Source organism: Pseudomonas sp. B21-041 (genome assembly GCF_024748675.1).
In the GTDB taxonomy this organism is placed as follows: domain Bacteria; phylum Pseudomonadota; class Gammaproteobacteria; order Pseudomonadales; family Pseudomonadaceae; genus Aquipseudomonas; species Aquipseudomonas neuropathica.
This window is the reverse complement of record NZ_CP087175.1, coordinates 5,402,501-5,428,761: the sequence shown is the minus strand read 5'-3', so window position 1 is coordinate 5,428,761 and position 26,261 is coordinate 5,402,501. Positions and strand designations below refer to the sequence as shown.

General features: G+C 59.0%; 26 protein-coding genes (1 of these 26 cut by a window edge). 15 read left to right on the top strand and 11 right to left on the bottom strand.

The window, feature by feature from the left end; all coding sequences use genetic code 11:
• Positions 1-346: 346 nt before the first annotated feature.
• From LOY43_RS24110 to dksA, 5 genes are all read right to left on the bottom strand, one after another.
• Entirely contained in the window at positions 347-1,783 is a 1,437-nt protein-coding gene (locus LOY43_RS24110; protein ID WP_095125446.1) for a sigma-54 dependent transcriptional regulator, read from the bottom strand.
• A 22-nt stretch (positions 1,784-1,805) separates the two neighbouring features.
• Positions 1,806-4,760 carry a sensor histidine kinase gene (locus LOY43_RS24105; RefSeq protein ID WP_176471287.1) on the bottom strand — a complete coding sequence of 985 codons (2,955 nt, stop codon included), beginning with the start codon at positions 4,758-4,760 and terminating at the stop codon, positions 1,806-1,808.
• Positions 4,744-4,920: a hypothetical protein gene (locus LOY43_RS24100; RefSeq protein WP_003176118.1), complete on the bottom strand. Its 177-nt coding sequence runs from the start codon at positions 4,918-4,920 to the stop codon at positions 4,744-4,746. The genes LOY43_RS24105 and LOY43_RS24100 overlap by 17 nt, the downstream gene beginning before the upstream one ends.
• A gap of 77 nt (positions 4,921-4,997) precedes the next feature.
• On the bottom strand, positions 4,998-5,894 hold the full coding sequence (gluQRS, locus tag LOY43_RS24095; RefSeq protein WP_258708827.1) for a tRNA glutamyl-Q(34) synthetase GluQRS: 897 nt from the start codon (positions 5,892-5,894) through the stop codon (positions 4,998-5,000).
• 192 nt (positions 5,895-6,086) lie between these two features.
• Complete coding sequence (gene dksA / locus LOY43_RS24090) at positions 6,087-6,530, bottom strand: RNA polymerase-binding protein DksA (protein ID WP_007909922.1); 444 nt, start codon at positions 6,528-6,530, stop codon at positions 6,087-6,089.
• A gap of 334 nt (positions 6,531-6,864) precedes the next feature.
• Here dksA and LOY43_RS24085 point away from each other — a divergent pair, with 334 nt between their 5' ends.
• Both LOY43_RS24085 and sfsA read left to right on the top strand, forming a co-directional pair.
• Entirely contained in the window at positions 6,865-8,037 is a 1,173-nt protein-coding gene (locus LOY43_RS24085; protein WP_095048664.1) for a pyridoxal phosphate-dependent aminotransferase, read from the top strand.
• Complete coding sequence (gene sfsA, locus LOY43_RS24080; RefSeq protein ID WP_258708826.1) at positions 8,037-8,750, top strand: DNA/RNA nuclease SfsA; 714 nt, start codon at positions 8,037-8,039, stop codon at positions 8,748-8,750. The genes LOY43_RS24085 and sfsA overlap by 1 nt, the downstream gene beginning before the upstream one ends.
• Here the strand turns inward: sfsA and LOY43_RS24075 are convergent.
• A complete protein-coding gene (locus LOY43_RS24075) occupies positions 8,747-9,064 on the bottom strand; it encodes a Rieske (2Fe-2S) protein (protein ID WP_095048662.1) in 318 nt (105 codons plus the stop codon). The genes sfsA and LOY43_RS24075 overlap by 4 nt on opposite strands.
• 166 nt (positions 9,065-9,230) lie before the next feature.
• Between LOY43_RS24075 and LOY43_RS24070 the strand changes: the two genes are divergently transcribed.
• Genes LOY43_RS24070 through LOY43_RS24055 form a run of 4 tightly spaced genes read left to right on the top strand, consistent with a single transcriptional unit; the run spans position 9,231 to position 12,777 of the window.
• The gene (locus LOY43_RS24070) at positions 9,231-10,103 is read left to right on the top strand and encodes a hemin ABC transporter substrate-binding protein (protein WP_095048661.1); all 873 of its coding nucleotides are present in this window, start codon (positions 9,231-9,233) and stop codon (positions 10,101-10,103) included.
• Positions 10,100-11,137, top strand: a complete 1,038-nt coding sequence (locus LOY43_RS24065; protein WP_095048660.1) for an iron ABC transporter permease — start codon at positions 10,100-10,102, stop codon at positions 11,135-11,137. Before LOY43_RS24070 ends, LOY43_RS24065 begins: the two co-directional genes overlap by 4 nt.
• Positions 11,137-11,904: a heme ABC transporter ATP-binding protein gene (locus tag LOY43_RS24060; protein WP_258708825.1), complete on the top strand. Its 768-nt coding sequence runs from the start codon at positions 11,137-11,139 to the stop codon at positions 11,902-11,904. Before LOY43_RS24065 ends, LOY43_RS24060 begins: the two co-directional genes overlap by 1 nt.
• A 21-nt stretch (positions 11,905-11,925) precedes the next feature.
• Complete coding sequence (locus LOY43_RS24055; RefSeq protein WP_099757198.1) at positions 11,926-12,777, top strand: ChaN family lipoprotein; 852 nt, start codon at positions 11,926-11,928, stop codon at positions 12,775-12,777.
• 227 nt (positions 12,778-13,004) lie between these two features.
• Here LOY43_RS24055 and LOY43_RS24050 read toward each other — a convergent pair whose 3' ends face one another.
• The 4 genes from LOY43_RS24050 to LOY43_RS24035 form a co-directional block, all read right to left on the bottom strand.
• Complete coding sequence (locus LOY43_RS24050) at positions 13,005-13,805, bottom strand: Crp/Fnr family transcriptional regulator (protein ID WP_220556999.1); 801 nt, start codon at positions 13,803-13,805, stop codon at positions 13,005-13,007.
• Positions 13,806-13,821: 16 nt separating this feature from the next.
• Complete coding sequence (locus LOY43_RS24045) at positions 13,822-14,094, bottom strand: TfoX/Sxy family protein (protein WP_258708824.1); 273 nt, start codon at positions 14,092-14,094, stop codon at positions 13,822-13,824.
• Between the two features lie 286 nt (positions 14,095-14,380).
• Positions 14,381-14,725, bottom strand: a complete 345-nt coding sequence (locus tag LOY43_RS24040) for a pentapeptide repeat-containing protein (protein WP_007909940.1) — start codon at positions 14,723-14,725, stop codon at positions 14,381-14,383.
• A gap of 90 nt (positions 14,726-14,815) precedes the next feature.
• On the bottom strand, positions 14,816-16,372 hold the full coding sequence (locus LOY43_RS24035; RefSeq protein WP_095125441.1) for a bifunctional aminoglycoside phosphotransferase/ATP-binding protein: 1,557 nt from the start codon (positions 16,370-16,372) through the stop codon (positions 14,816-14,818).
• A 118-nt stretch (positions 16,373-16,490) separates the two neighbouring features.
• Here LOY43_RS24035 and mrcB point away from each other — a divergent pair, with 118 nt between their 5' ends.
• The 3 genes from mrcB to LOY43_RS24020 are packed head-to-tail and all read left to right on the top strand — an operon-like array spanning position 16,491 to position 19,916.
• A complete protein-coding gene (gene mrcB, locus LOY43_RS24030; RefSeq protein WP_095048655.1) occupies positions 16,491-18,815 on the top strand; it encodes a penicillin-binding protein 1B in 2,325 nt (774 codons plus the stop codon).
• 16 nt (positions 18,816-18,831) lie between these two features.
• Positions 18,832-19,581, top strand: coding sequence for a hypothetical protein (locus LOY43_RS24025; RefSeq protein ID WP_095048654.1), 750 nt, complete (start codon positions 18,832-18,834; stop codon positions 19,579-19,581).
• Positions 19,581-19,916 (top strand): YqcC family protein, encoded by a 336-nt coding sequence (locus LOY43_RS24020; RefSeq protein ID WP_095048653.1) that lies wholly within the window; start codon positions 19,581-19,583, stop codon positions 19,914-19,916. Before LOY43_RS24025 ends, LOY43_RS24020 begins: the two co-directional genes overlap by 1 nt.
• Positions 19,917-20,021: 105 nt before the next feature.
• Here the strand turns inward: LOY43_RS24020 and LOY43_RS24015 are convergent, their stop codons facing one another.
• Positions 20,022-20,438: a DUF4124 domain-containing protein gene (locus tag LOY43_RS24015; RefSeq protein WP_095048652.1), complete on the bottom strand. Its 417-nt coding sequence runs from the start codon at positions 20,436-20,438 to the stop codon at positions 20,022-20,024.
• Positions 20,439-20,837: 399 nt separating this feature from the next.
• Between LOY43_RS24015 and LOY43_RS24010 the strand changes: the two genes are divergently transcribed.
• From LOY43_RS24010 to msrQ, 6 genes are all read left to right on the top strand, one after another.
• Positions 20,838-22,562: an acetolactate synthase 3 large subunit gene (locus LOY43_RS24010; protein WP_093434972.1), complete on the top strand. Its 1,725-nt coding sequence runs from the start codon at positions 20,838-20,840 to the stop codon at positions 22,560-22,562.
• A gap of 2 nt (positions 22,563-22,564) precedes the next feature.
• Positions 22,565-23,056 carry an acetolactate synthase small subunit gene (gene ilvN, locus LOY43_RS24005; RefSeq protein WP_003176102.1) on the top strand — a complete coding sequence of 164 codons (492 nt, stop codon included), beginning with the start codon at positions 22,565-22,567 and terminating at the stop codon, positions 23,054-23,056.
• A 48-nt stretch (positions 23,057-23,104) separates the two neighbouring features.
• Positions 23,105-24,121, top strand: a complete 1,017-nt coding sequence (gene ilvC, locus LOY43_RS24000; protein ID WP_007909969.1) for a ketol-acid reductoisomerase — start codon at positions 23,105-23,107, stop codon at positions 24,119-24,121.
• A gap of 149 nt (positions 24,122-24,270) precedes the next feature.
• Positions 24,271-25,128, top strand: coding sequence for a CDP-diacylglycerol--serine O-phosphatidyltransferase (gene pssA / locus LOY43_RS23995; protein ID WP_016983477.1), 858 nt, complete (start codon positions 24,271-24,273; stop codon positions 25,126-25,128).
• Between the two features lie 63 nt (positions 25,129-25,191).
• Positions 25,192-26,205, top strand: a complete 1,014-nt coding sequence (gene msrP, locus LOY43_RS23990) for a protein-methionine-sulfoxide reductase catalytic subunit MsrP (RefSeq protein WP_095048651.1) — start codon at positions 25,192-25,194, stop codon at positions 26,203-26,205.
• On the top strand, positions 26,205-26,261 hold the 5' portion of the coding sequence (gene msrQ / locus LOY43_RS23985) for a protein-methionine-sulfoxide reductase heme-binding subunit MsrQ (RefSeq protein WP_258708823.1). The gene runs 567 nt beyond the window's last position; only the first 57 of its 624 coding nucleotides appear in the window; the start codon lies at positions 26,205-26,207; the stop codon falls past the right edge of the window. Before msrP ends, msrQ begins: the two co-directional genes overlap by 1 nt.

Sequence of the window (26,261 nt, the reverse complement as noted above, 5' to 3'; positions counted from 1 at the left end):
TTCTCGGCCTGGTCGTGGGGCAAGCCCCAAATACAACGCCTCTCCAAAAGAATCAGTTAGCTGCGCCTCTCGCCGTCTTGTTTTTATTGTGCGTGAGTCGATTCGTCTTATTTTTATTGTCTTGTGCATTGCTTGTTATTGTTCTTGTACCAAACATATAGCAGGGGGCGTGCCAACTTTTGCGAAGCCCAATAAAACAAGGGGTTAGGTCGATATAACCGTTTTGTCGGGGCGAAAAAAAGCCGGGGTTTCGTTACCGATAACCCCGGCTTCTGTTACGTGAATCGACTGAGGTAACAGTTTTTTCACATCTTCAAGCGTTACCCGCACACTCGACAGGTAACGTTCAGCTCTCGCTGGCGACCCCGGTCTTGCGCCGTGGGATGCCTAGACGCTGACGGCGCTCCCACAGACATTTACGGCTGACGCCCAGTTTGCGCGCCAGTTCGGTCTCGGTCATGTGGTCCTGATGCTCGAGAACGAAGTGCTGGAAGTAGTCTTCCAGCGACAGGTCTTCGGTCGGCTCATGGCTGCTGTTGCTGGCGTTACCCGCCGTTTGTGGCGGCAGACCGATGAACTCGTCGTCTTCCAGATCGCTCAGCTCGATGTCGATGCCCAGCAGGTCGGCGGAGATTTCCGGGCTTTCGCTCAGAATCACTGCGCGCTCGACCGCGTTCTCCAGCTCACGTACGTTACCCGGCCAGGAATAATGACGGATCGCCTGTTCGGCATCCGCGGCAAACTTCAGGTCGGTACGGTTGATGCGTGCGCTCTGACGAGCGAGGAAGGCAGTAGCGATTTCGTTGACGTCAGCGCCGCGCTCGCGCAGGGCCGGTAGTTTCAGTGCGATCACGTGCAGACGGTAATAAAGGTCTTCACGGAACTGGCCGATTTTCGCCAGGCTCTTGAGATCCCGGTGAGTGGCCGCGATCAGGCGTACATCGACCTTCTGCGACTGCACCGAGCCAACACGGCGAATTTCGCCTTCCTGCAACACACGCAGCAGGCGAGCCTGAGCTTCCAGCGGCAGTTCGCCGATTTCGTCGAGGAACAAGGTGCCGCCGTCCGCCGCTTCGACCAGACCGGCACGCCCGGCGCTGGCGCCGGTGAATGCGCCTTTCTCGTGGCCGAACAGTTCGGACTCGATCAGGCTTTCCGGAATGGCTGCGCAGTTCACCGAGATCATCGGCGCCTTGGCGCGTTTCGACAGGTTGTGCAGCGCGCGGGCCACCAGTTCTTTACCGGTGCCGGACTCGCCCTGGATCAACACATTGGAATCGGTCGGCGCGACTTTACGGATCTTGCTGTACAGATCCTGCATCGGTGGGCAGGAACCGATGATGCCGATTTCACCGTTACTGTTGTCAACGGCGGATTTGCCGCTGCCATTGGTCGGTTTGCTGGCAACCGCTTCGCCGGCCGCCGGTGCCGATTGGCGATCACGCAGGATCCGCGCGACAGCCTGAAGCATTTCATCGTGGTCGAAAGGCTTGGCGATGTAATCCACCGCGCCCATCTTCATCGAGTCGACCGCCGAGCGCAGGCTGGCGTAACTGGTCATGATCAGCACCGGCGTGCCCTGGCCGAGCTTGATCAGCTCGGTGCCCGGAGCGCCCGGCAAACGCAGATCGCTGACGATCAGATCGAACGTAGGAATGGTGAAGCGTTCTTGTGCTTCCTGCACTGAACCGGCTTCGCTGACCTGGTACTGGTTGCGTTCCAGCAGGCGGCGCAAGGCGGAGCGGATAATTGTTTCGTCTTCGACGATCAAAATGTGCGGCATTGATTCGATACTCTCGACGGTCTCAGTTCACAGCGGACGTCGCTTCGACATGACGCGGTAAGGTCACCCGGATACGGGTGCCGCGTTGGCTTTGTACATCAGCCGGGCTGTCGATGGTGATTTGTCCATAATGCTCTTCAACGATGGAATAGACCAGTGCAAGGCCCAGACCGGTGCCTTCGCCAGGATCCTTGGTGGTGAAGAAGGGTTCGAACAATCTGTCCATGATGTTCTTCGGAATACCGCTGCCTTCGTCTTCGACGATCAGATCGACCGTGTGTTCGCCGGCTTCGCTCTTGACCCGTACCGCACTGTGCGGCGGTGAGGCGTCGCGGGCGTTGGAGAGCAGATTGATCAGTACCTGGGCAAGTCGCTGCGGATCGCCCTCGACCCAATGATCAGGATCGCAGAGGTTGTAGAACTGCACTTCGAAATTGCGTCGGTTCAGCGCCAGCAGACCAATCGCATCCTGCGCCACTTCGGCCAGGCAAACGGGCTCGTCACTGTGCTGGTGGCTGCCGGCGTGGGCGAAGCTCATCAGCGACTGGACAATGCGCGAGACGCGTTTGGTCTGTTCGAGAATCTGTCCGCTGATTTCCGTCAGCTCGCCGTCGTCTTCACGTTCTTCGCGCAGGTTTTGCGCAAGACAAGCGATGCCGGTGATCGGGTTGCCGATTTCGTGAGCCACACCCGCCGCGAGACGACCAATGCTGGCCAGACGCTCGGAGTGCACCAATTTGTCTTCGAGCATCTGCGTTTCGGTCAAATCTTCGACCAGTAGCACCAGGCCGCTGTTACCCGGTGCCAACGGTTCGTCGATTGCCGCTTTGTGCAGGTTCAACCAGCGGGTTTGGCCATCGAGGGCCAAATGCTGTTTGTGCAAATGCTCGTCCGGCAGATCGATGAAACCTTGCAGCAGGCCTTTCCATGGCTCGCCGATGGTACTCAGGCGCGAACCGACCACGCGCTGTGCGGCGATTCCGGTGAGTTCTTCCATGGCCTTGTTCCACATCAGGATCTCTTGATCCTTGGCCAGCGAGCAGACGCCCATCGGCAGTTCTTGCAAGGTTTGGCGGTGGTAACGACGCAGGGCATCGAGTTCGGCGGCCAGGCCTGTGAGGCGCGAGTGGTAATCCTCGAGGCGGCTTTCGATGAAGTGGATGTCTTCGGTCACGTAGTTTTCGCCGCCGGCCTTGTACGGCAGGAAGGTTTCCACCATGTCCTGGGCCACGCTCGGGCCCATCAGGCCGGAGAGATTGGCTTCGATGCGGTCACGCAAACGGCGCAAGGCGTACGGACGGCGTTCGTCGAACGGCAGATAAAGATCGCGCAGGGCCTGCTCGACTTCTTTCTGCGCAGCCTTGGCGCCCAACGGTTTCGCCAGTTGTGTGGCGAATTCCTGTGGCGAAGCGGCATGCAGCTCACGCCGCTGCGGGCGACGAACGTTATCCACAGCGCAGGCTTCGGCAGCGCTGGCCTCTTCGGGACTGGCGTTGGTGAACAGCGAGATCAGGGTGAACATCAACACGTTGGCAGCGAGCGAAGCGATGGCCGCCATGTGCCAACTGGTGTCGTCGAGCACGTAAATCATGTTCAGCAGCGGGATGTAGAAACCCTGCAGATTGCCGACCAGCGGCAGCAGCATGGTCACTACCCAGACCAGAATCCCCGCCAGCAGACCGGCGATAAAGCCGCGACGGTTGGCGGTCGGCCAGTACAACACCGACAACACCCCAGGCAGGAATTGCAGGGTTGCGACAAACGCGACGATGCCGAGGTTGGCCAGATCCTGCTCGGCGCCAAGCATCAAGTAGAAACCGAAACCGGCCATGATGATCGCGACGATCAGCGCGCGGCGGGTCCACTTCAGCCAACGGTAGATGTTGCCCTCGGCCGGCGGCTGGTAGAGCGGTAAAACCAAGTGGTTCAGCGCCATGCCCGACAGCGCCAGCGTGGTGACGATGATCAGCCCGCTGGCCGCCGATAAACCGCCGACATAGGCGAGCAACGCCAGCGGTTTGCTGTTGGCGGCGATGCCGATGCCGAGGGTGAAGTATTCCGGGTTGGTTGTGGCGCCGAGTTTGAGGCCGGCCCAGAGAATCAGCGGCACCGCCAGGCTCATCAGCAGCAGGAACAGCGGCAGGCCCCAGCTCGCACTGACCAGCGAGCGCGGATTGAGGTTTTCGGTAAAGGTCATGTGATACATGTGCGGCATCACGATCGCCGAGGCAAAGAACACCAGCAATAACGTGCGCCACGGGCCTTCCTGCAACGGCGTGTGCAGAGCGGCGAGGGCGGTCTGGTTTTGCAGCAGCCACAGTTCCAGCTGTTGCGGGCCATCGAACACGCCGTACAGCGCATACAGACCGACGCCGCCGAGAGCGATCAGTTTGATCACCGACTCGAAGGCAATCGCAAACACCAGTCCTTCGTGCTTCTCACGAGTGGCGATATGCCGGGAGCCGAAGAAAATCGTGAACAGGATGATCAGCGCACAGAACGCCAGCGCCACGCGACTCTGGATCGGCTCGCCGGTCAGAATGCCGATGGAGTCGGCCACCGCCTGAATCTGCAACGCCAGCAGCGGCAGCACACCGATCAGCATGAAAATCGTGGTCAGCGCGCCGGCCCAGGTGCTGCGAAAGCGAAACGCGAACAGATCGGCCAGCGACGATAATTGATAAGTGCGGGTGATCTTCAGAATCGGATAGAGCAACACCGGCGCCAGCAGAAATGCGCCGGACACGCCGAGGTAACTGGACAGAAAGCCGTAGCCGTACTGATAGGCGAGGCCGACCGTGCCGTAGAACGCCCACGCACTGGCGTAAACCCCCAGCGACAAGGTGTAGGTCAGCGGGTGGCGAATGATCGCCCGCGGGATCATGCCCCGTTCGCTGATCCAGGCGACGCCGAACAGCACCGCCAGGTACGCGGCGCTGATCAGGATCATCTGGGTCAGGCTAAAGCTCATCGGCATCTTTTTGGCTCTGCAGGATGAAGGTCACGACAATCAGGATCAGCCAGAGCAGATAGGGGCGATACCAGGCGCCCGTAGCGTCGATCCACCAATCCATGATGGCGGGGGAAAACAGGTAGATCCCCACGACTAAAAGCAGGACCAAGCGATAGATGTACATCCCGGCCTCTCTTTTTTATGCGCGTGCCCGAAAACGTGCGGCGATGGTAACGGATGGGCGCACGACTGCAAGTGTCGTCATAGCAGTTGCGCTTCGGGCAGGGTCAGTGTGCGCGGGATCTTCGTGGCATCCCAGTGTGTGCTGCCCCACTTGAGTAATTCTTGCGGTGAGGCGTGGGCCAGTTCGGCGCCAGGGTTTTGCCCCAGAGCACGCAGGGCGCGCAGCAACAACGGTGTCGCTTGATCGGCTTGCAGCGGCGGCGAGCGATAGGACTTGCCGAGTTTGTTGCCGTCCGGTTGGGTAATCAGCGGCAGGTGCAGATAGCGCGGCTGGCGCAACCCCAGCAACTCTTGCAGATAGAGTTGGCGCGGCGTCGAGTCGAGCAGGTCGGCACCACGCACGATGTCGGTGATACCTTGCCAGGCATCGTCGAGCACCACCGCCAGTTGATAGGCGTAGAGACCGTCACGGCGACGGATCACGAAATCGCCGACGTCCCGACCCAGATGCTGGCGGTATTCGCCTTGCACGCGGTCGATAAAGTGGTATTCCATTTCGGGTACGCGCAGGCGGATAGCGGCGTCTTGCTGATCGTGGCCGGCATTGCGGCACAGGCCCGGATAAATCCCGTTATACGCTTCGAGCTGTTTGCGCGAGCACGTGCAGGCGTAGGCCAAGCCGTGATTGAACAGGCTGTTGAGCACGTCCGCGTAGGCGTCGTGGCGATCGCTCTGGCGCACCATGTCGCCATCCCACTCGAAGCCGTAACTTTCCAGCGCCTTGAGAATCGCCGCTTGTGCGCCGGGTTCTTCGCGGGGTGGGTCGAGATCTTCCATGCGCACCAGCCAGCGACCGCCGACCGAGCGAGCGTCGAGGTAAGAGGCGAGGGCGGCAACCAGCGAACCGAAGTGCAAGTGGCCACTGGGGGTTGGGGCGAAGCGGCCGATGTAGGCGGGGGATGTTTTGGCAGTCATGGAGACGAAGCTACTTTTCAGGCTATACGCAGGTCAACCTGTGGGAGTGAGCCTGCTCGCGATAGCGGTGTGACATTCAACACCGATATTGACCGACCCACCGCTATCGCGAGCAGGCTCACTCCTACAAAAGGCAAAAGGCAGAAACAAAAACGGAGCGTTCGCACGCTCCGTTTTTCGTTCAGGTCGAGGTTACTTGCCGACCTGCTTTTCCTTGATCTCAGCCAGGTTCTTGCAGTCGACGCACATGTCGGCGGTAGGACGGGCTTCAAGGCGCTTGACGCCGATCTCGATGCCGCACGAATCGCACCAGCCGTATTCGCCGTCTTCGATCAGTTGCAGTGTCTTGTCGATCTTCTTGATCAGCTTGCGCTCGCGATCACGGGCGCGCAGTTCAAGGGCGAACTCTTCTTCCTGACTGGCACGGTCGGCCGGGTCGGGAAAGTTGGCCGCTTCGTCCTTCATGTGATCAACAGTTCGGTCGACTTCCTGCATCAAGTCCAGTTTCCACTTGGTCAGGATCTTGGTGAAGTGCGCGCGCATGGGTTTGCCCATGTACTCTTCGTCTTTGGCCTGAACGTAAGGTTCGAAGCCACTGATCGCCGTTTGCTGCTGTTGCTTTGCTTGGGTGGGCATGAAATGGACCGCCTCTACTCTTGTAATCCATTGCGCAGGATTGCTCCATCACCGACACCTGCCGGCCCTGCGGCTGCAAGCGGGCGAACTTACCAGATCAATTCGGCCTGCGCTACTCCCGGATGTCGAGGCCCCGGCGGGTGGCGCTTGCAAATGTTTGGCAAGCCGTGTCTGGTGGTGCTGAAGACCTGTTCAATCACTGATTTTAGTCAATCCTGGAGCGTACGCTCATATCGTTACAGTCCAGCGTTCTTGAGGCTGTGACCGCTGCGGGTTCTCGCTCGTTCCGGCAGATGGGTAGAATCGTCTCTTTTTCCCTGCCGAAGGAAAACCAATGGCTCAGCCCTACAGTGCGCGCAGTCGTGCGATCGAACCGTTCCATGTGATGGCGCTGCTGGCGCGGGCCAATGAATTACAGGCTGAAGGCCACGACGTGATCCACCTGGAAATCGGCGAGCCGGACTTCACTACTGCCGAGCCGATCATCCGTGCCGGGCAGGCCGCTTTAACGGCGGGCAAGACCCGTTACACCGCTGCGCGCGGCATTCCTGAATTGCGCGAGGCGATTTCCGGTTTTTATCAATCGCACTACGGCTTGAACATCGATCCACGGCGGATTCTGATCACGCCGGGTGGTTCCGGTGCGCTGTTGCTGGCCAGCGCTTTGCTGGTCGATCCAGGTAAACACTGGCTGCTGGCGGATCCGGGTTATCCGTGTAACCGGCATTTTCTGCGCCTGGTGGAAGGTGCGGCGCAGCTTGTTCCTGTAGGGCCGGACGTGCGCTATCAGTTGACTCCGGATCTGGTCGAGCGTCATTGGGATCACGACAGCGTCGGTGCATTGGTTGCTTCGCCAGCCAATCCGACCGGTACCATCCTGACCCGCGATGAACTGGCCGGGTTATCCACCGCCATCAAGGCCAGGCACGGACATCTGGTGGTGGACGAGATCTACCACGGTTTGACTTACGGCACCGATGCCGCCAGCGTACTGGAAGTCGACGACAGCGCTTTTGTATTGAACAGTTTCTCCAAATATTTCGGCATGACCGGCTGGCGTCTCGGCTGGCTGGTGGCGCCGGACGCTGCCGTCAGCGAGCTGGAAAAACTGGCGCAGAACCTCTACATCAGCGCGCCGAGCATGGCGCAGTATGCGGCGTTGGCCTGTTTCGAACCGGACACCATCGCCATTCTGGAAGAGCGCCGCACCGAATTTGGTCGCCGCCGTGATTTCCTCCTGCCAGCGTTGCGCGAGTTGGGTTTCAACATCGCCGTGGAGCCGGAAGGCGCGTTCTATCTTTACGCCGATATCAGCCAGTTCGGCGGCGATGCCTTCGCGTTCTGCCGTCATTTCCTTGAAACCGAACATGTAGCGTTCACCCCGGGTCTGGATTTCGGTCGCTATCAGGCCAGCCACCATGTGCGTTTTGCCTACACGCAAAACCTCCCTCGCCTACAGGAAGCAGTGGAGCGTATTGCCCGTGGCTTGAAGAGCTGGCAAGGCTGATGCGCTTTTATCCTGGTCTGGAAGAGGCGCGACTGATCCGTCGTTACAAGCGTTTTCTCGCCGATATCGAAACCGTTGACGGCGAGTTGCTGACCATTCACTGCCCGAACACTGGTTCGATGCTCAACTGTCAGGTCGAAGGCGGGCAGGTCTGGTTCAGCCGCTCAAATGACCCGAAACGTAAATTACCGGGCACTTGGGAAATTGGTGAAACCCCGCAGGGTCGGTTGTTTTGCGTGAATACCGCACGGGCCAACGGTTTGGTCGAGGAGGCGCTGCAGGCCGGCGTCATCAGCGAGTTGAACGGCTTTACCGCATTGAAACGTGAAGTCGCGTACGGGCAGGAAAAGAGCCGAATCGACTTCCGCCTCGAATACCCGAGCGGCCCGGCTTATGTTGAAGTGAAAAGCGTCACCCTCGGTTTCGACGGCACTGCCGTGGCGGCGTTTCCCGATGCGGTGACCCAGCGCGGCGCCAAGCATTTGCGTGAATTGGCGCATCTGGCGCGGGACGGAATTCGGGCAGTGCAGTTGTATTGCGTCAATCTGACCGGGATTGACGCGGTGCGACCGGCGAGGGAAATCGATTCGGCCTACGCCGATGCGCTTCTCGAAGCGGTGGCTTGTGGCGTTGAGGTGCTGGCGTATGGCGTGCGGCTGGACCATGAAGAGATGGTCATCGACCGGCGTCTCGAGGTGCTGCTTAACGGTTAAACATCGATCCACAGCCCTTGCACGTCTTCCCGGCAAGGAATGGCGGTGAGTGCTTGCCCGGCGCAGGGGCCGGCGACGCATTCACCGTCCTCGATCAGAAACAGTGCGCCGTGGGTGGCGCACTGGATCAGGCTGTTGCTCGGGTCGAGAAACCGGTCGGGTTGCCATTCCAGACCCACGCCCCGGTGCGGGCAGCGATTGAGGTAGACATAGGCCTGACCATTGCGACGCACGGCAAACAGCTTTTTTCCGTCGATCTCGAAACCACGACTTTTCGCTTCGGCCAGATCGGCGCCCGCGCAGAGAAACTTCATGGCTATCCTCTAGTGTCCGCTCGTGTCTGGATATGTCCGAGCTTGACGTTTAAATGCAAACAATTATCAAATGGCGGCCTTCACCCGTAGGCGTCTGGCAGATGTCGAGGATACTTGGCCTGCCATCCGGATGCCCGGGAAAAAACCTTATTCAAGGAAGCTGTTTATGCGCCTGAGTACCCGCGTTGCCGTGCTGTGTGTCGGACTTTTGGTCAGCCACCAGGCTGCAGCGGCCGATTTGCCGCAACGTTGGGTCAGTGCTGGCGGTGCGCTGTCGGAGTGGGTGAGTGCGTTGGGGGGCGAGTCGAAACTGGTCGGTGTCGACACCACCAGCCAGCATCCGGAGTCGTTGAAGGCGCTACCGAGTATTGGTTATCAGCGCAGTCTGTCCGCTGAGGGCATTCTCAGTTTGCGCCCAGATATCCTGATCGGCACCGAAGAAATGGGCCCGCCACCGGTACTGTCGCAGGTAAAAGCGGCCAGGGTTCAGGTGGCGTTGTTTTCGGCTCAGCCAGATCTGCCAACGCTGGAGAAAAACGTTACTCATTTGGCCCAATTGCTCGGCGCACAGGCTCAGGCCGCGCAACTGCTGCAAAGTTATCAACAGCAACTCGATGCGCAGAAGGCTCGGGTTACTGAAGTGCAGACTAAACAAAAAGCGCCGGGTGTGCTGCTGTTGCTTGGACATGCCGGTGGCAAGCCATTGATTGCTGGCAAGGACACCGCCGCCGACTGGTTGCTGCAACAGGCGGGCGGACATAACCTGGCGACGCACACGGGTTACAAGCCGTTTTCCGTGGAATCCCTCGCCAGTCTCGATCCTGAAGTGCTGGTGTTCGCCGACCGTGCATTGACCGGTGAGGCGGCGAAAGCGGCGCTGTTCAAGGAAAACCCTATTCTCAATTCAAGTCGCGCCGCGAAGACCGGGCGTGTGCTGGAGCTGGATCCGACCCTGCTGGTCGGTGGGCTCGGGCCGCGTTTGCCGGCAGCGCTGAAAACCCTGACTGACGGTTTCTACCCGGCCAAGAGCGGCCAATGACCACACTGGTAAAACCCCGTGGCTTGTTCATTGGCCTGACGCTCCTGTGTTTATTGGCGATCTGGCTATCGTTGGCACTCGGGCCCGTCAGTCTGCCGTTGTTCGACACTTTGCGTGCTGCGCTACGCATGCTTGGTGTGCCGTTGGCACCGGACGGACTGGAGCAGGCTGAACTGATCCTTGGGCAGATTCGTCTGCCGCGAACGCTGCTGGGACTGGCAGTGGGCGGTGTGCTGGCGTTGTCCGGCGTGGCGATGCAGGGCTTGTTTCGTAATCCGCTGGCCGATCCGGGACTGGTCGGTGTTTCCAGCGGCGCGGCATTGGGCGCAGCGATTGCGATTGTCGGCGGTGCTTTTTTTGGCGGCCTGCCGGAATGGTTCGGGCCGTATCTGCTGTCGGTCTGCGCGTTTCTCGGCGGCCTCGGCGTGACGGCGCTGGTGTATCGACTGGGTCGCCGTAATGGCCAGACCAACGTCGCGACCATGTTGCTGGCGGGCATCGCACTGACGGCGCTGGCCGGTTCGGCGGTGGGGCTGTTCACTTATCTGGCGGATGACGCGACCTTGCGCACGCTGACGTTCTGGAATCTCGGCAGTCTCAACGGCGCTAGTTACGCGCGGCTGTGGCCATTGCTGATCATCAGCGCCGGCGTGGCGTTGTGGTTGCCACGTCGCGCCAAAGCGCTGAATGCCTTGCTGCTCGGGGAATCCGAGGCTGGTCATTTGGGCATTGATGTCGAGCGGCTCAAGCGTGAATTGGTGTTTTGCACGGCGCTGGGGGTTGGCGCAGCAGTGGCGGCAGCCGGGATGATCGGTTTTGTCGGGCTGGTGGTGCCGCATCTGGTGCGCTTGCTGGCGGGACCGGATCACAAAGTGTTGCTGCCGGCCTCAGTGCTGGCGGGGGCGAGCCTGTTGCTGTTGGCTGATCTGGTCGCGCGGCTGGCGCTGGCGCCGGCAGAGTTGCCGATCGGCATCGTCACCGCGTTTATCGGTGCGCCGTTCTTTCTCTATTTGCTGCTGCGAGGGCGTGCCTGATGTTGCGTGCGCAGAATCTGCACATCCTTCGGGGTCGCAAGGCTGTGCTCAGCGATGTCTCGTTGCAGGTCGAACCGGGTGAAGTGCTCGGTGTGCTTGGGCCGAACGGTGCTGGCAAAAGTACGTTACTCGGTGCCTTGTGCGGTGAGCTGGCAGCGAGCGCGGGCGGGGTTTCGCTCGACGGGCAAGCGTTGAGCCACTGGACTGGCCCGCAGCGCGCGCAACGACTGGCGGTGTTGCCTCAGGTGTCGACCCTGGATTTTGCTTTTCGCGTCGAGGAAGTGGTCGGCATGGGCCGCTTGCCTTGGCAAAGCGGGCGGGTGCGGGATGCCGAAATCATCGCACAGGCATTGACGGCAGCTGATGCCGGGCACTTGAGTGGTCGCAGTTATCTGGCGCTGTCCGGGGGCGAGCGTCAGCGTGTGCATCTGGCGCGGGTGCTCGCGCAGCTTTGGCCGGGGCAGGCCGGGCAGACACTGTTGCTGGATGAGCCGACTTCGATGCTTGATCCGCTGCATCAACATACGACACTGCAGGCCGTACGCGAGTTCGCCGATCGTGGCGCGGCGGTGTTGGTGATCCTGCATGATCTGAATCTGGCGGCGCGTTATTGTGATCGCATTCTGCTGCTGGAGGGTGGGCGTCCGGTGGTACTGGATACACCGCAGCAGGTTTTGCGTCCGGACACGCTTCAGGCCGTATTCGGTCTCGAAGTGTTGGTGCAGCCGCACCCGGAGCGCGGGCATCCGCTGATCATCGCCCGCTGACAGGATCCTTGAGGTGATGGCATGCGTGGGTTGTGGTTGTTGGCGGTGATGTTACTTGCGGGGTGTCAGCATGTTGCGGCGCCACCGCCGATCAGTGGCGAGATTCGCGACCTGCGCAACGGTCAGGTGCTGACGGCACAGCAGTTGCTGACGCGTCTTGTCGAGTCTGAACGGCTGATTATCGGTGAACAGCATGACAACGCCGATCATCACGCCGCGCAATTGTGGCTGTTGCGCTCGCTCGGTGAGCAGCGGCCGCAGGGCAGCCTGTTACTGGAAATGCTCACGCCGGATCAGCAGCCTCGCATTGATCAAGTGCGCCAGGCTGCAACGCCGCCCGCGGACTTCCCAGCCGCATTGGCCTGGAAGGACGGCTGGGACTGGAATCTCTATGGACCCATTGTCCGCTTCGCGCTGACTCAGCCGTATCCACTGCTGGCGGCGAATTTGAACAGCGCTGAAATCCGCACCTTCTATCGTGATCCGCCTGTGCTTAACGGGGAGCGCAGCAATACAGCATCCGTGAAAGCTGTTTTGCTGGAACAGATCAGCGATTCCCATTGTGGCCTGCTGCCCGAATCACAGATGCCGGCGATGCTCGCCGTTCAGCAACAACGTGATCGGCGTATGGCCGAGCGTCTGCTGGCGGCTCCTTCACCTTCAGTCCTGCTGGCCGGTGCGTGGCATGCGCGCAAGGACGTCGGCGTGCCGTTGCATGTTGTTGATCTGGGCGCCGCCCAGGCACCCACCGTGTTGCTGTTGGCGGAGCATGGCTCCGAGGTAACGGCTGCGATGGCCGATTACGTTTGGTACACGCCGGCCACGCCAAAACAGGATTACTGCGAGCAGATGCGTAAACAGTTCGGCAAATGACTTTTCCACAGGCAAAAAAAGACCCGGTAAAAACCGGGTCAAATAACCGTGATTAGCCTGATGAGGAGATAATCTGAGAGTCCGAACCAAGGGCTTTTCAGAATATCGACTGATCTCGCGACCAGTTGTGATAATCATAGCGATTCTCATTACCGAGTCAACAACTGTTTTTCCGTTTCTTTGAAATCGTCCGGAAAATGGTCGGTACGCCCCGCAAACAAAGACTTTTAGCGTTGACCTTCAGTCGGTGTCATTTGCGTGATCTGCCGATTCAACTGGCCGATCCGCCGTGCCATGCTCTCGATCAGGCTGTGGGCGATCTTTGGATTGGTGCGGGTCATGCTCAAAAAATGATCACCGGGAATCAGCATCACCGTGCTCGGTTCTCGTGCTATCACCGTGGCATTGCGTGGCTCGCCGGTAAACACGGCCATGGCACCGAAAATCTCGTCTTTGGCCACATCTCCCACCTTATGCCCGTCGACAAACGCTTCGGCATGCCCGTCGATGATCACGAACACGTGATCAGCCGCGTCCCCTTGGTTAATCAGGATTTCACCCGCCTCGACCCGTTTGAAGCCATTGGTGCTGCGAAACTCACGCGGTTTCAGTTCCGCGACGGCATGGGCGAGGATCGCCATCTGCCCCAGCAGATACTCTAGAAACTGGTCTGTCCGATGAGCGTCGGCATACACATGCTGGAAAACCTCACGGCGCCAATAGGGCGTCAAGCGCAACGCCCCGTCACTGCACAAACGGCAATCAGCCCAGTCCTCACCTTGCTGAAGGCCGATCAAATCGCCGTCCTGCCAATAAAACAGCGGACGGGCGCCGATACAGCCGTTGATCATCCCTTCATTCAGCATGAATAGCTGATCGGCGGGTAACTGCGTCAGCAAATCATCCGCCGCCTCCAGTTCCAGCATTGGCCCGCAAGGCGCCAAATCGCGCAGCCACAGTGCGGGCAAGCTCTGCAAACGGTTGATCAAGGCATCGGCGTAGGCCGATTGTTCCCCCAGTAAATACATGACGGTCAATGCCCGTTCAGTTCTTGTGGCGCGAGGAAATGGCTTCGAGTTGCTTGTTGAGGGCGTCCTTGCGTTCAGCGGGGATGTCGTTCCAGTGCAGATCCATCAGCGCGCCTTCGATCGCATACAGCAACACCTTCGATGCGCGAAACCCGCGGGTACGCACGGCCCGGTAGGCGTCCACCGCGCCCAGGCGACGCAAGTCCGAGGCGCTGTGGATGCCCACGGCATGCAGCCATTGCGCCGACGTCTTGCCAAGATTCTTCAGGTGTTGCAGTTCATCATTCATCAAGCCTCCTTGCGACGGCCGAATGGTGCGTGGGCGAGCTTCTCAGGAGTGTAGCCATCAGTAGGAAAAGCGTGATTGTTTGGTCAGATTCAACGCAAACGCTTCTAAGAAAGGGCGCTTGAAAGGCCTGCGAACGCAGAAAGAAGGGGAAAAAACACATATCAATGTAGGAGTGAGCCTGCTCGCGATAGCGGACTGGCAGGCACACATGTGTTGAATGTTAGACCGCTATCGCGAGCAGGCTCACTCCTACAGGGTGGGCGTCGTGTCAGAGGGGAGGCAACTATCAGCGGGTGCGATAGCGCAGGCGCGTGCCGAAATTCATCGACATCAGAATCTCGTCAGCGCTCAGTTCCGGCGGGAAGTAAGCCCCGGAAATCTGCGCGTGAGCCAGGCTCGCGCCTTCCAGCGACGCATTGCGGAAATCGATGCCTCGCAGATCGGCAGAACGGAAATACGCGTCCCTGAAATCCACGCCATCGGCATTCAGTTCACGCAAATCAAGACCACGGAAATCGCCGCCGACCATGTCGATCGGGCCATCTTGTGGGCGCTCTTTGTTGAAACCTGTGATGTCGTCTTTGTGCAGCAAGGCATATAGCGGGGTGTCGAGAAGTTTCGGCTGGCTCATGTCATATCACCGTTGGTTTTATGACGCCAGTATAGTGCCACTATTTGACGGCCGTGAAGCAAGCGAGGGCTTCACGGCCGAAATAGTTTCTTACAGGCCTGGCAGGCGCTGACGAATCTGCGCGACCACGGTGTCCAGCGTGCCGGACTCATTGGTCTGTACGCGTTTGCTGCGCAGGATTTCTTCCGGCGTCAGCGCTTCGCGATTGGCCTGCTGCGCTTCGATCACCGCCAGGGTGGCGTCGGACGGATCCTTTTGGTCGGCCTGACGGATCGCCAGCCAGCTTTCGATCACCGCTTGTGGCGCGTTGCAATCGAGGATGAGGAATGGCGTGCCGGTGGCTTCGGCGATCTTTGCCGCGTTGTCGCGTTGTTCGCGTTTGAGGTAAGTCGCGTCAATGACCACCGGGAAACCGGCGTGCAGGATCACTTCAGCGATTTCATGCAGACGCGCGTAAGTGGCGGCGCTGGCGTCGGCACTATAGATACCGGCCTGCACGTCGTTGGCAACGGTTTGCTCACCGAACAGACGCTTGCGCTCGACATCGGAACGCAGGCGAATCGCGCCCAGCGCTTCGACCAGACGCATGGCCACGTGGCTCTTGCCGACAGCGGAAACGCCGTGGGTAATCGCCATGAAGCGCGAAGGAATGGTGCTGTAGCTTTCGGCCAGGTTGGCGTAGTTGCGGTACTGGCGCAGGGTGGTGGCGCGCTGCACCGGGGTCGCGTCAGCCGGCATGCTGAACAGGGCAACCTTGGCGCGCACCAGTGCACGGTAGGCTTTATAGAAGTTCAGCACTTCCAGGCCCTGATAGTCGCCAGTCAGTTCCAGATACTGGCTGATGAAGCGGCGCGCCAGGGATTTCAGACCACGGTCTTCCAGGTCCATCGCGAGGAAACCGGTGTCGGCCCAGACGTCAGTGAAGCGGAACGGTTCGTTGAACTCGATGCAGTCGAAGATCACCACTTTGCCGTCGATGACCGTGGCGTTGCCCAAGTGGATATCGCCGTGGCATTCACGGGTGAAACCCTCGGTCTTGCGCTGAGCGAACAGTGGCTTGAGACGTTCGAAGCTGCTTTCGGCCCAGGCTTTCAGTGCATCGAGTTGCAGCAGATCGTTTTTGTCGCTGAGAAACGGCAGGATCTGTTCGAAGTTTTGCGAGACCGGCGCCATCACGCTGTCCGGGGTGCCGGCGTCGTGTTCGGCCGGGACCTTTGGCGCGGTGAGGTGGAAGCGTGCGATCTGCTCTGCCATCTCGTCGATGTGCCGAGTCGTCAGCTCACCGTTGGCTTGCAAGGTGCTGAGCAAACCGCTCTGCGGGAATTGACGCATTTTCAGTACGTATTCGATGGCCGGACCGTCGCCGCCCAGTTGCGGTGCTTCAAGGCTGCCGGTGACTGGCAACACTTCCAGATACAAATCATCGGTCAGGCGCTGGTTCAAACGCAGCTCTTCCGCACAGAAATGCGCGCGCGATTCGAGGCCAGTGAAGTCGAGGAAGCCGAAATTAACCGGCTTCTTCATTTTATAAGCGAAGGGACCGGTGAGGATCACCCACGAGATATGGGTTTCGATGACCTGAAACCCTTCGACAGGGTGCGGGTAGAGGGCCGGGTTTTGCAGGGCAGCGATCAGAGACTGGCTCACGGGCGATCCTTCAGAGACTGGGGGAAATTCGAGTCCGCCATTATGGCCGCTCGCCAGCCCGACGCAAACCTCGGAGCGCTCCTGTTGAGGATGAATAAAGTGCGTATAATCCGCCGCCATGACTCGAACTCGATCCCCCCGTACCAAGAAAAAACCACCCTCCAAGGGCCTTAGCCCATGGTTGAGCTGGGCCATTAAACTCAGTCTGGTCGGCCTTGTCGTGCTGGCTGGCTTCGCCGTTTACCTCGATGCCGTGGTGCAGGAGAAGTTCTCCGGCAAGCGCTGGACCATCCCGGCCAAGGTTTACGCGCGGCCGCTCGAGCTGTTCGTCGGACAAAAGCTCAGCAAGGACGACTTCCTTACCGAACTCGATGCCCTCGGTTATCGCCGCGAAGCCGTGAGCAATGGTCCCGGCGCGGCAGCCGTTAGCGGCAATACCGTCGATCTGAATACCCGTGGCTTCCAGTTCTATGAAGGCTTGGAGAAACCGCAGCCGGTGCGCGTGCGTTTCTCTGGCGATTATGTGGCTGAGCTGTCGGCGACCAACGGATCGAAATTGTCTGTGGTGCGCCTCGAACCGCTGATGATCGGCGGTATTTATCCGAAGAATCTTGAAGACCGCATTCTGATCAAGCTTGATCAAGTGCCGCCGTATCTGCTCGAAACTCTGATCGCTGTCGAAGATCGCGACTTCTATAGCCACTGGGGCGTGTCGCCGAAGTCGATTGCCCGGGCTATCTGGGTCAACACCTCGGGCGGCAAGATGACGCAGGGCGGCAGTACGCTGACCCAGCAGTTGGTGAAAAACTTCTACCTGACCAATGAACGCAGCCTGACCCGCAAGCTCACCGAAGCGATGATGGCGATGCTGCTGGAGCTGCATTACGACAAAAAGGAAATCCTTGAGGCCTACCTCAACGAAGTCTTCGTCGGGCAGGATGGTCAGCGCGCGGTGCACGGCTTCGGTCTGGCCAGCCAGTTCTTCTTTGGCCAGCCATTGTCCGAGCTGAAGCTACATCAGGTGGCGATGCTGGTCGGCATGGTCAAAGGTCCGTCCTACTACAACCCGCGTCGCAATCCTGAGCGCGCGCTGGAGCGGCGTAACCTGGTGCTCGACGTGCTTGAGCAGCAAGGCGTGGCGACGGCCGAACAGGTTGAAGCGGCGAAGAAAATGCCGCTGGGCGTGACTACTCGCGGCAAGCTCGCCGACAGCTCGTTCCCGGGCTTTATCGATCTGGTCAAACGCCAGTTGCGTGAAGACTATCGCGACGAAGACTTGACCGAAGAAGGTCTGCGCATCTTCACCAGCTTCGACCCGATCCTGCAGATGAAAGCCGAGGCCTCGGTAAACGACACCTTTAAACGTCTGTCCGGGCGCAAGGGCTCCGACGATGTCGAAGCGGCGATGGTCGTGACCAATCCGGAAACCGGCGAGGTCCAGGCAATGATCGGCAGTCGTCAGGCCAGTTATGCCGGTTTCAACCGCGCACTGGATGCCGTGCGACCGATCGGCTCGTTGATCAAGCCTGCGGTTTATCTGACTGCGCTGGAAAAGCCGAGCCAGTACACCCTGACCAGTTGGCTGTCTGATGATCCGTTGTCGGTCAAAGGCGCGAACGGTCAGGTGTGGAAACCGCAGAACTACGACCGTCGCTCCCACGGCACCGTGTTCCTCTATCAAGGCCTGGCGCATTCCTACAACCTGTCGACCTCGCGTCTGGGCCTGGAAGTGGGCGTACCTAACGTACTCAAGACCTTGGGTCGTCTGGGCGTAACGCGTGAGTTCCCGGCATTCCCGTCGATGTTGCTTGGCGCCGGTGGCATGACCCCGATCGAAGTCGCGACCATGTACCAGACGCTGGCCAACGGTGGTTTCAATACGCCGATGCGCGGCATTCGCAGTGTGCTGACCGCCGAGGGCGAACCGCTCAAGCGTTATCCGTTCCAGATCGAGCAGCGTTTCGATCCGGCGTCCATCTATCTGATCCAGAACGCCATGCAGCGCGTGATGCGTGAAGGTACCGGCAGCTCGGTTTATAACGTGTTGCCCAAGACCCTGACGCTGGCGGGCAAGACCGGTACCAGTAACGATTCCCGGGACAGCTGGTTCGCCGGTTTCAGTCAGGATCTGCTGGCGGTGGTCTGGTTGGGGCGCGATGACAACGGCAAGACGCCGTTCACCGGGGCCACCGGTGCGTTGCAGGTCTGGACCAGTTTCATGCGCAAGGCCGATCCGCTACCGCTGGACATGCCGCAGCCGGACAATGTCGTACAGGCTTGGGTCGATTCGCGTACCGGGCAGGGTTCCGATGCCAACTGTCCGGGGGCGGTGCAGATGCCGTATATTCGCGGCAGCGAACCGCCACCCGGCGCCGCGTGTGCGGGCGAAACGCCTGCCTCCGGCGAGTCGGTGATGGATTGGGTCAAGGGCTGGATGAATTAAGCAAAGAGGGTTTCAAGTGAACAAGTGGTTGATTCCAGCGGTGACCGCCGTGGCTTTGCTCAGCGGCTGCTCTACCGTACAGCGTGGTTCGATTCCAGTGGTTGACTCCGGTACTGCGGTGTCCAACAGCGAACGTATTTCGGCCAATGGCGGCTTCCGTCAAACGACGGTGAAGCGTCCAGCACAGGGCCAGACCCAGGCGATTCCGCAAGGTGACACTGGCGTGGTGGTGATGGTGCCGGGTGGCGGCGCGACGACTTCTGCGCCGATCAGCTCCTCGCCAATCGTGCCGGGTCCGGCGTCCGGTGGTATCACGCCTGGGCCGTACAACCCATCAGCAGTTGAATCGGCGCCGATCAACTCGGGCACTTACAACATGCCTTCGACGCCGAGCGGAATTCCTTCGGCCAGCAGTGGCGGTGGACTTTCCGCCGACGAGCAACTGGATGGTCCGGTGCTCGCCTTGCTGACCACAGCGCAGCAGCAACAGGCCGGCGGCGACCTCAACGGTGCGTCCTCCAGCCTGGAGCGTGCTCAGCGAGTTGCCCCGCGTGAGCCGCAAGTGCTTTATCGCTTGGCGCAAGTGCGCATGGCCCAAGGTGATGCGCCGCAAGCCGAGCAGTTCGCCCGTCGTGCGCTGACCATGGCCAACGGTCGTCCGGACCTGCAGGCCAACCTGTGGGAAGTCATCGCTCAGTCCCGTGAGAAACAAGGCGATTCAGCGGGCGCCGCTCAGGCCCGTCAGAAGGCCAAGGTTTCGCTGTGATGGATGCCCGTTTCCCGAAAATCGCCGATCAGCTGTTGCTGATCGAGCGTGAACTGCGCACTCAAGGCTGGTGGGACGAGGTTCCGCCGTCGGCGGAAGCGTTGAGCAGTGTCGAGCCGTTTTCGGTCGATACGCTGGATTTCGAGCAGTGGCTGCAATGGATCTTCCTGCCGAAGATGAAATACATCCTTGAGGAGGATCTGCCATTGCCGAATGCCTCGGGGATTCAGGAAATGGCTGAAATGGTCTTCGCCCAGCGCAACCTGGGTGGCAAGGATCGGCAGCTTCAGGTGCTGCTTAAAGAGTTTGACCTGCTGATCACTGCCTCGCGCTAATACCGATTCTGTGTAGGAGCTGCCGAAGGCTGCGATCTATTGATCTTTAAAGTCAAAAGATCGCAGCCTCATTTCACTCGACAGCTCCTACAGTCCTGCAGATGCCTATTGGCAATTCTCGGCTATCTGTTTCTGAGCCTCGACAATGCGTTCCTGACGCTGCGCATCATCCAGCCGTCGCATCTGTCCCTCCACCTCTTCCCTCAAACGCGGATTGTTCTGCAATTGCGCAAGGTTCGTGCGTGCTTGCTCGCAAAACTGTTTGAGCTGCGCCTGTTGGTCGGCCACCTGTTTCTTCACCCTGTCATCAATCGCCTTCTGATCGCCCAATACACCGCTGCCCGGCATTGCCGCCGGTTTCGGTGGGGGCGAGGAGGGCGTCTGCAAGGTTGTCGACTGCTGACCCGGTGGCGGCTGCGCATCGAAGTGCGTGACCCCCTGGGCATCGACCCATTTGTAGATTTGAGCGGCCATGCACCATGGGCTGAGGCCGATCAGCAGAGTAAGGAGGAGCGTTCGCATGCTGATTCCTTGGCAAAATTGCGCAATTGACACTAACAGAGTAGCGGTTTTCAGGTTTTTTCTTGCGTTCTCATGTGCTTACCCACAATTAACCACATAGACGGCTTGACTTGGAGAGGGCGAAACAGAAGAATCCAAAGTCCGCTGTAGAGGGACTGCCAGAAGCAGACCCACTCGGTAGATCATGAGGCGCACATCCGCGCCGACCTGTTACACCCGCAACGCGTTACCTCGCGCTGGGTGGGAAAGGCCCGCAACACTTGGGACGATCCCAATACTTGCTCAGTCAGTGCTGACGTAGTCGGCGACCACCGTCGCTCATGCTCTGCCGAGAAGTAAACCTATTAAGACCCGCCCCTTTTTTGTGGACGGTATTCTGGCGTTTTAGAGGTGAACAACGTGGAGCTTTTATCTGGCGGTGAGATGCTCGTCCGCTTCTTGCGTGACGAAGGCGTCAAATATATCTACGGGTACCCGGGTGGTGCTCTCCTGCATGTTTACGATGCCCTGTTCAAAGAACCGGAAGTGACTCACATTCTGGTTCGTCACGAACAAGCGGCAACCCATATGGCTGACGGTTATGCCCGTGCCACCGGTAAAGCCGGCGTGGTATTGGTGACGTCCGGTCCTGGCGCCACAAACGCCATTACCGGTATCGCGACCGCCTATATGGACTCGATTCCAATGGTGATCATTTCCGGTCAGGTGCCAAGCACCATGGTCGGCACCGACGCGTTCCAGGAAACCGACATGATCGGTATCTCCCGGCCGATCGTGAAGCACAGCTTCATGATCAAGCACGCCTCGGAAATCCCGGAAGTCATGAAGAAGGCCTTCTACCTGGCGCAATCCGGTCGTCCGGGGCCGGTCGTGGTCGATATCCCGAAAGACATGACCAACCCGGCCGAGAAGTTCGAATACATCTTCCCGAAGAAAGCCAAGCTGCGTTCCTACAGCCCGGCCGTTCGTGGTCACTCCGGGCAAATCCGCAAGGCAGCAGAAATGCTCCTGGCGGCCAAGCGTCCGGTCATGTACTCCGGTGGCGGCGTAATTCTCGGCAACGGTTCCGCACCGCTGACCGAACTGGCGAAAATGCTCAACCTGCCAGTGACCAACACCTTGATGGGCCTGGGTGGTTTCCCGGGGACTGATCGTCAGTTCATCGGCATGCTCGGCATGCACGGCAGTTACACCGCCAACCTGGCGATGCACCATGCTGACGTGATCCTGGCTGTCGGCGCACGCTTCGACGATCGCGTGATCAATGGCGCAGCGAAGTTCTGCCCGAACGCCAAGATCATTCACATCGACATCGACCCGGCTTCGATTTCCAAGACCATCAAGGCCGACGTGCCAATTGTTGGTCCGGTTGAGAGTGTTCTGACCGAAATGGTCGCGATTCTCAAGGAAATCGGCGAGACCCCGAACAAGGAGTCCGTGGCCAGTTGGTGGAAGCAGGTGGATGAATGGCGCGGTGATCGCGGCCTGTTCCCTTATGAAAAGGGCGACGGCAGCCTGATCAAGCCGCAGACCGTGATCGAAACCCTCTGCGAAGTGACCAAAGGCGATGCCTTCATCACTTCCGACGTGGGTCAGCACCAGATGTTCGCTGCGCAGTACTACACGTTCAACAAGCCGAATCGCTGGATCAACTCCGGTGGTCTGGGCACCATGGGCTTCGGTTTTCCGGCGGCCATGGGCATCAAGTTGAGCTTCCCGGATGACGACGTTGCCTGCGTCACCGGTGAAGGCAGTATTCAGATGAACATCCAGGAACTGTCGACCTGCCTGCAGTATGGCTTGCCAGTGAAAATCGTCATCCTCAACAACGGTGTTCTGGGGATGGTTCGTCAGTGGCAGGACATGAGCTACGGCAGCCGCCACTCACACTCCTACATGGAATCGCTGCCTGACTTCGTCAAGCTGGCTGAAGCCTACGGCCACGTTGGCGTACGCATCACCGAATCGAAAGATTTGAAGTCGAAGATGGCAGAAGCGTTCGCCATGAAGGATCGCCTGGTCGTGATCGATATTTCGGTCGACACCAGCGAGCACGTCTATCCGATGCAGATCAAAGACGGCTCGATGCGCGATATGTGGCTGAGCAAGACGGAGCGTACTTAATCATGCGGCACATTATTTCCTTGCTTCTGGAAAACGAACCCGGCGCTTTGTCTCGCGTAGTCGGCCTGTTCTCGCAGCGCAACTACAACATCGAAAGCCTGACCGTGGCCCCGACCGAAGACCCGACCCTGTCGCGTCTGACGCTGACCACTGTGGGCCACGATGAAGTCATCGAGCAGATCACCAAAAACCTGAACAAGCTGATCGAAGTGGTCAAGCTGGTGGACCTCTCGGAAAGCGCTCACATCGAGCGCGAACTGATGCTGGTCAAGGTCAAGGCCACTGGCGCCCAGCGCGCCGAGATCAAACGCACCACCGATATTTACCGTGGACAGATCGTCGACGTCAGCGCCAGCGTGTATACCGTTCAATTGACCGGTACCAGCGACAAGCTCGACAGCTTCATTCAGTCCATCGGCACCGCATCGATTCTGGAAACCGTCCGTAGCGGCGTGACCGGCATTGCCCGCGGCGACAAAGTACTCAGCATCTAAACCAAATTAGCGAATGGCCTGAACGGCCTGGATATAAAGGGGAAATTCATGAAAGTTTTCTACGATAAAGACTGCGACCTGTCGATCATCCAGGGCAAGAAAGTTGCCATCATCGGTTACGGTTCCCAGGGCCACGCCCAAGCGTGCAACCTGAAAGACTCCGGTGTCGACGTTACCGTTGGTCTGCGTAAAGGTTCGGCCACTGTTGCCAAAGCTGAAGCTCACGGCCTGAAAGTGACCGACGTTGCTTCCGCTGTTGCTGCCGCCGACCTGGTCATGATCCTGACCCCGGACGAGTTCCAGTCCTCGCTGTACAAAAACGAAATCGAGCCGAACATCAAGAAAGGCGCCACCCTGGCCTTCTCCCACGGCTTCGCGATCCACTACAACCAGGTTGTTCCGCGTGCCGACCTCGACGTGATCATGATCGCGCCGAAAGCTCCGGGTCACACCGTACGTTCCGAGTTCGTGAAGGGCGGCGGTATCCCTGACCTGATCGCTATCTACCAGGACGCCTCGGGCAACGCCAAAAACGTTGCGCTGTCCTACGCCGCTGGCGTTGGTGGCGGTCGTACCGGCATCATCGAAACCACCTTTAAGGACGAGACCGAAACCGACCTGTTCGGCGAACAAGCCGTTCTGTGCGGCGGTACCGTTGAACTGGTAAAAGCCGGTTTCGAAACCCTGGTTGAAGCTGGCTACGCGCCGGAAATGGCCTACTTCGAGTGCCTGCACGAACTGAAGCTGATCGTTGACCTCATGTACGAAGGCGGTATCGCCAACATGAACTACTCGATCTCCAACAACGCTGAGTACGGCGAGTACGTGACCGGTCCGGAAGTGATCAACGCCGAATCCCGTCAGGCCATGCGCAACGCCCTGAAACGTATTCAGGACGGCGAATACGCCAAAATGTTCATCAGCGAAGGCGCAACCGGCTACCCTTCGATGACCGCCAAGCGTCGTAACAACGCCGCTCACGGTATCGAAGTCATCGGCGAGCAACTGCGCTCCATGATGCCGTGGATCGGTGCCAACAAGATCGTCGACAAAGCCAAAAACTAAGTCGTTGTCTCTTGTATGAAAAAACGCGGCCTCGGCCGCGTTTTTTCGTTTGAGGCGGTGGTTCTGGTATAAAGCTGCAGCGTTTGTGGCCGAACTGTCGTCCTCAAGCATCTGTCGAATTTTCTTCAAACCGTTGCAAGGTAATGTCCATGAGCGAACGTCCCGAAGAGCCGAACAAGGCTTCTGACGCCGAAAGCCTGTTGCCCATCGATGAACACATCGAAGAAGGGCACGACGCAGAAGGTCGTAAAGTCCGGCATCGTGGTATCTATCTGCTGCCGAACCTGTTCACCACTGCAAACCTGTTCGCAGGGTTTTACTCCATCATCAACTCGATGAGCGCCCAGGCTGCGTTGAGTGCCGGTGATTCGGCGAACGCGAGCAAGTATTTCGCGTTCGCCGCGATCGCGATTTTCGTCGCCATGGTGCTCGACGGCCTCGACGGTCGTGTCGCGCGCATGACCAATACGCAAAGTGCCTTTGGCGCCGAGTACGACTCGCTGTCGGATATGGTCGCGTTCGGTGTTGCACCGGCGTTGCTGGCATTCGGTTGGGCGTTGGGCGACATGGGCAAGGTCGGCTGGATGGTTGCCTTCATCTATGTAGCAGGCGCGGCGTTGCGTCTGGCGCGTTTCAATACGCAGGTTGGCACGGCGGATAAACGTTACTTCATCGGTCTGGCCAGTCCGGCAGCGGCCGGTGTGGTGGCGGGGATTGTCTGGGCATTCAGTGATTACGGGATCCAGGGTTCGAAGATGTCGTTCCTGGTCGCGTTGATGGTGGCGGCTGCCGGCATGCTGATGGTCAGCAACATCAAGTACAACAGCTTTAAAGAGCTGGACTTGAAGGGGCGCGTACCGTTTGTGGCGATTCTTGCGGTAGTGCTGGTGTTTGCCGTGGTGTTTAGCGATCCACCGCGCATTCTGCTGTTGGTGTTCCTTGCCTACGCCGCTTCCGGCCCGGTGCAGTACTTATTGCATCTTCGTCGGCACAAAAAAGCCGAGTGATGTAATTTCCCGCATACTCCGCAGTCTATGGGTGCATCTGTCCTCCAAAGCTGCGGAGTTGCCATGTTGATCAAAGTCCCCAAAGCGTCCGACTGCCACGAGTCGGATGTCACGCCTGAAGCCATTTATCTTTCTCGCCGCCAATTATTGGGGGTCACTGCTGCCGGTATCGCCGTCAGCAGCCTGCCGCGCTGGGCCAATGCCGACGATGCGGCGCGGTATGCCGATGTCGAGCCGGGCAAGGCACCTGCATGGTTCACTGAGAAGCTGCCTTCTACTAAATGGGGAGCGGTCAACGTCAAGGATGAGGCGATCACGCCTTATAAAGACGCCACTCACTACAACAACTTTTATGAGTTCGGTACCGACAAGGGCGACCCGGCGGCGAATGCGGGCTCGCTGAAAACCGAACCATGGAGTGTTGTGGTCGACGGGGAGGTGGGTAAGCCAGGGCGCTATGCGCTGGAAGACTTCATGAAGCCGTACCAATTGGAAGAGCGCATCTATCGCTTGCGCTGTGTCGAGGCGTGGTCGATGGTCATTCCGTGGATCGGTTTTCCAATCTCGGCGCTGCTCAAGCAGGTCGAGCCAACGTCCAAGGCCAAATACATCCGTTTTGAAACCTTGCAGGATCCCAAGAGCATGCCTGGCCAGCGTTCAGGGTTTGCCCTGATCGATTGGCCTTATGTAGAAGGCTTGCGGTTGGATGAGGCGATGAATCCACTGGCGATTCTGGCGGTTGGTATGTATGGCCGCGAGTTACCGAATCAGAACGGTGCGCCTCTGCGCTTGGTGGTGCCATGGAAGTACGGCTTCAAGAGCGTTAAATCCATCGTCCGTATCAGCCTGGTCAGCGAGCAGCCGAAGACGACCTGGCAGAGTATCGCGGCAGATGAATACGGCTTCTATGCGAATGTGAACCCGACGGTTGATCACCCACGCTGGACCCAGGCGCGGGAGCGGCGACTGCCAAACAGCCTGTTCAAGCCAAATGTGCGGGATACGCAGATGTTCAACGGCTACTCGGATGAAGTCGCTTCTTTATACACAGGGCTCGATCTGCGGAAGAATTACTGATGCGATTCCCGTACTGGCGTACAGGCGTTTTCATTGCGGCGGCAGTCTGGCCGATG

Bases quoted from the DNA above. Each gene is read 5' to 3' on its own strand.
- LOY43_RS24075 (WP_095048662.1), bottom strand. From the start codon at position 9,064: ATGAAGTTTCTCTGCGCGGGCGCCGATCTGGCCGAAGCGAAAAGTCGT.
- LOY43_RS24045 (WP_258708824.1), bottom strand. From the start codon at position 14,094: ATGAATGATGAACTGCAACACCTGAAGAATCTTGGCAAGACGTCGGCG.
- pssA (WP_016983477.1), top strand. From the start codon at position 24,271: ATGAGCGAACGTCCCGAAGAGCCGAACAAGGCTTCTGACGCCGAAAGC.
- LOY43_RS24020 (WP_095048653.1), top strand. From the start codon at position 19,581: ATGGATGCCCGTTTCCCGAAAATCGCCGATCAGCTGTTGCTGATCGAG.
- LOY43_RS24110 (WP_095125446.1), bottom strand. From the start codon at position 1,783: ATGCCGCACATTTTGATCGTCGAAGACGAAACAATTATCCGCTCCGCC.
- LOY43_RS24060 (WP_258708825.1), top strand. From the start codon at position 11,137: ATGTTGCGTGCGCAGAATCTGCACATCCTTCGGGGTCGCAAGGCTGTG.
- LOY43_RS24050 (WP_220556999.1), bottom strand. From the start codon at position 13,805: ATGTATTTACTGGGGGAACAATCGGCCTACGCCGATGCCTTGATCAAC.
- ilvC (WP_007909969.1), top strand. From the start codon at position 23,105: ATGAAAGTTTTCTACGATAAAGACTGCGACCTGTCGATCATCCAGGGC.
- LOY43_RS24100 (WP_003176118.1), bottom strand. From the start codon at position 4,920: ATGTACATCTATCGCTTGGTCCTGCTTTTAGTCGTGGGGATCTACCTG.
- LOY43_RS24040 (WP_007909940.1), bottom strand. From the start codon at position 14,725: ATGAGCCAGCCGAAACTTCTCGACACCCCGCTATATGCCTTGCTGCAC.
- ilvN (WP_003176102.1), top strand. From the start codon at position 22,565: ATGCGGCACATTATTTCCTTGCTTCTGGAAAACGAACCCGGCGCTTTG.
- dksA (WP_007909922.1), bottom strand. From the start codon at position 6,530: ATGCCCACCCAAGCAAAGCAACAGCAGCAAACGGCGATCAGTGGCTTC.
- gluQRS (WP_258708827.1), bottom strand. From the start codon at position 5,894: ATGACTGCCAAAACATCCCCCGCCTACATCGGCCGCTTCGCCCCAACC.
- sfsA (WP_258708826.1), top strand. From the start codon at position 8,037: ATGCGCTTTTATCCTGGTCTGGAAGAGGCGCGACTGATCCGTCGTTAC.
- LOY43_RS24015 (WP_095048652.1), bottom strand. From the start codon at position 20,438: ATGCGAACGCTCCTCCTTACTCTGCTGATCGGCCTCAGCCCATGGTGC.
- LOY43_RS24070 (WP_095048661.1), top strand. From the start codon at position 9,231: ATGCGCCTGAGTACCCGCGTTGCCGTGCTGTGTGTCGGACTTTTGGTC.
- LOY43_RS24065 (WP_095048660.1), top strand. From the start codon at position 10,100: ATGACCACACTGGTAAAACCCCGTGGCTTGTTCATTGGCCTGACGCTC.
- LOY43_RS24085 (WP_095048664.1), top strand. From the start codon at position 6,865: ATGGCTCAGCCCTACAGTGCGCGCAGTCGTGCGATCGAACCGTTCCAT.
- msrP (WP_095048651.1), top strand. From the start codon at position 25,192: ATGTTGATCAAAGTCCCCAAAGCGTCCGACTGCCACGAGTCGGATGTC.
- LOY43_RS24055 (WP_099757198.1), top strand. From the start codon at position 11,926: ATGCGTGGGTTGTGGTTGTTGGCGGTGATGTTACTTGCGGGGTGTCAG.
- LOY43_RS24105 (WP_176471287.1), bottom strand. From the start codon at position 4,760: ATGCCGATGAGCTTTAGCCTGACCCAGATGATCCTGATCAGCGCCGCG.
- mrcB (WP_095048655.1), top strand. From the start codon at position 16,491: ATGACTCGAACTCGATCCCCCCGTACCAAGAAAAAACCACCCTCCAAG.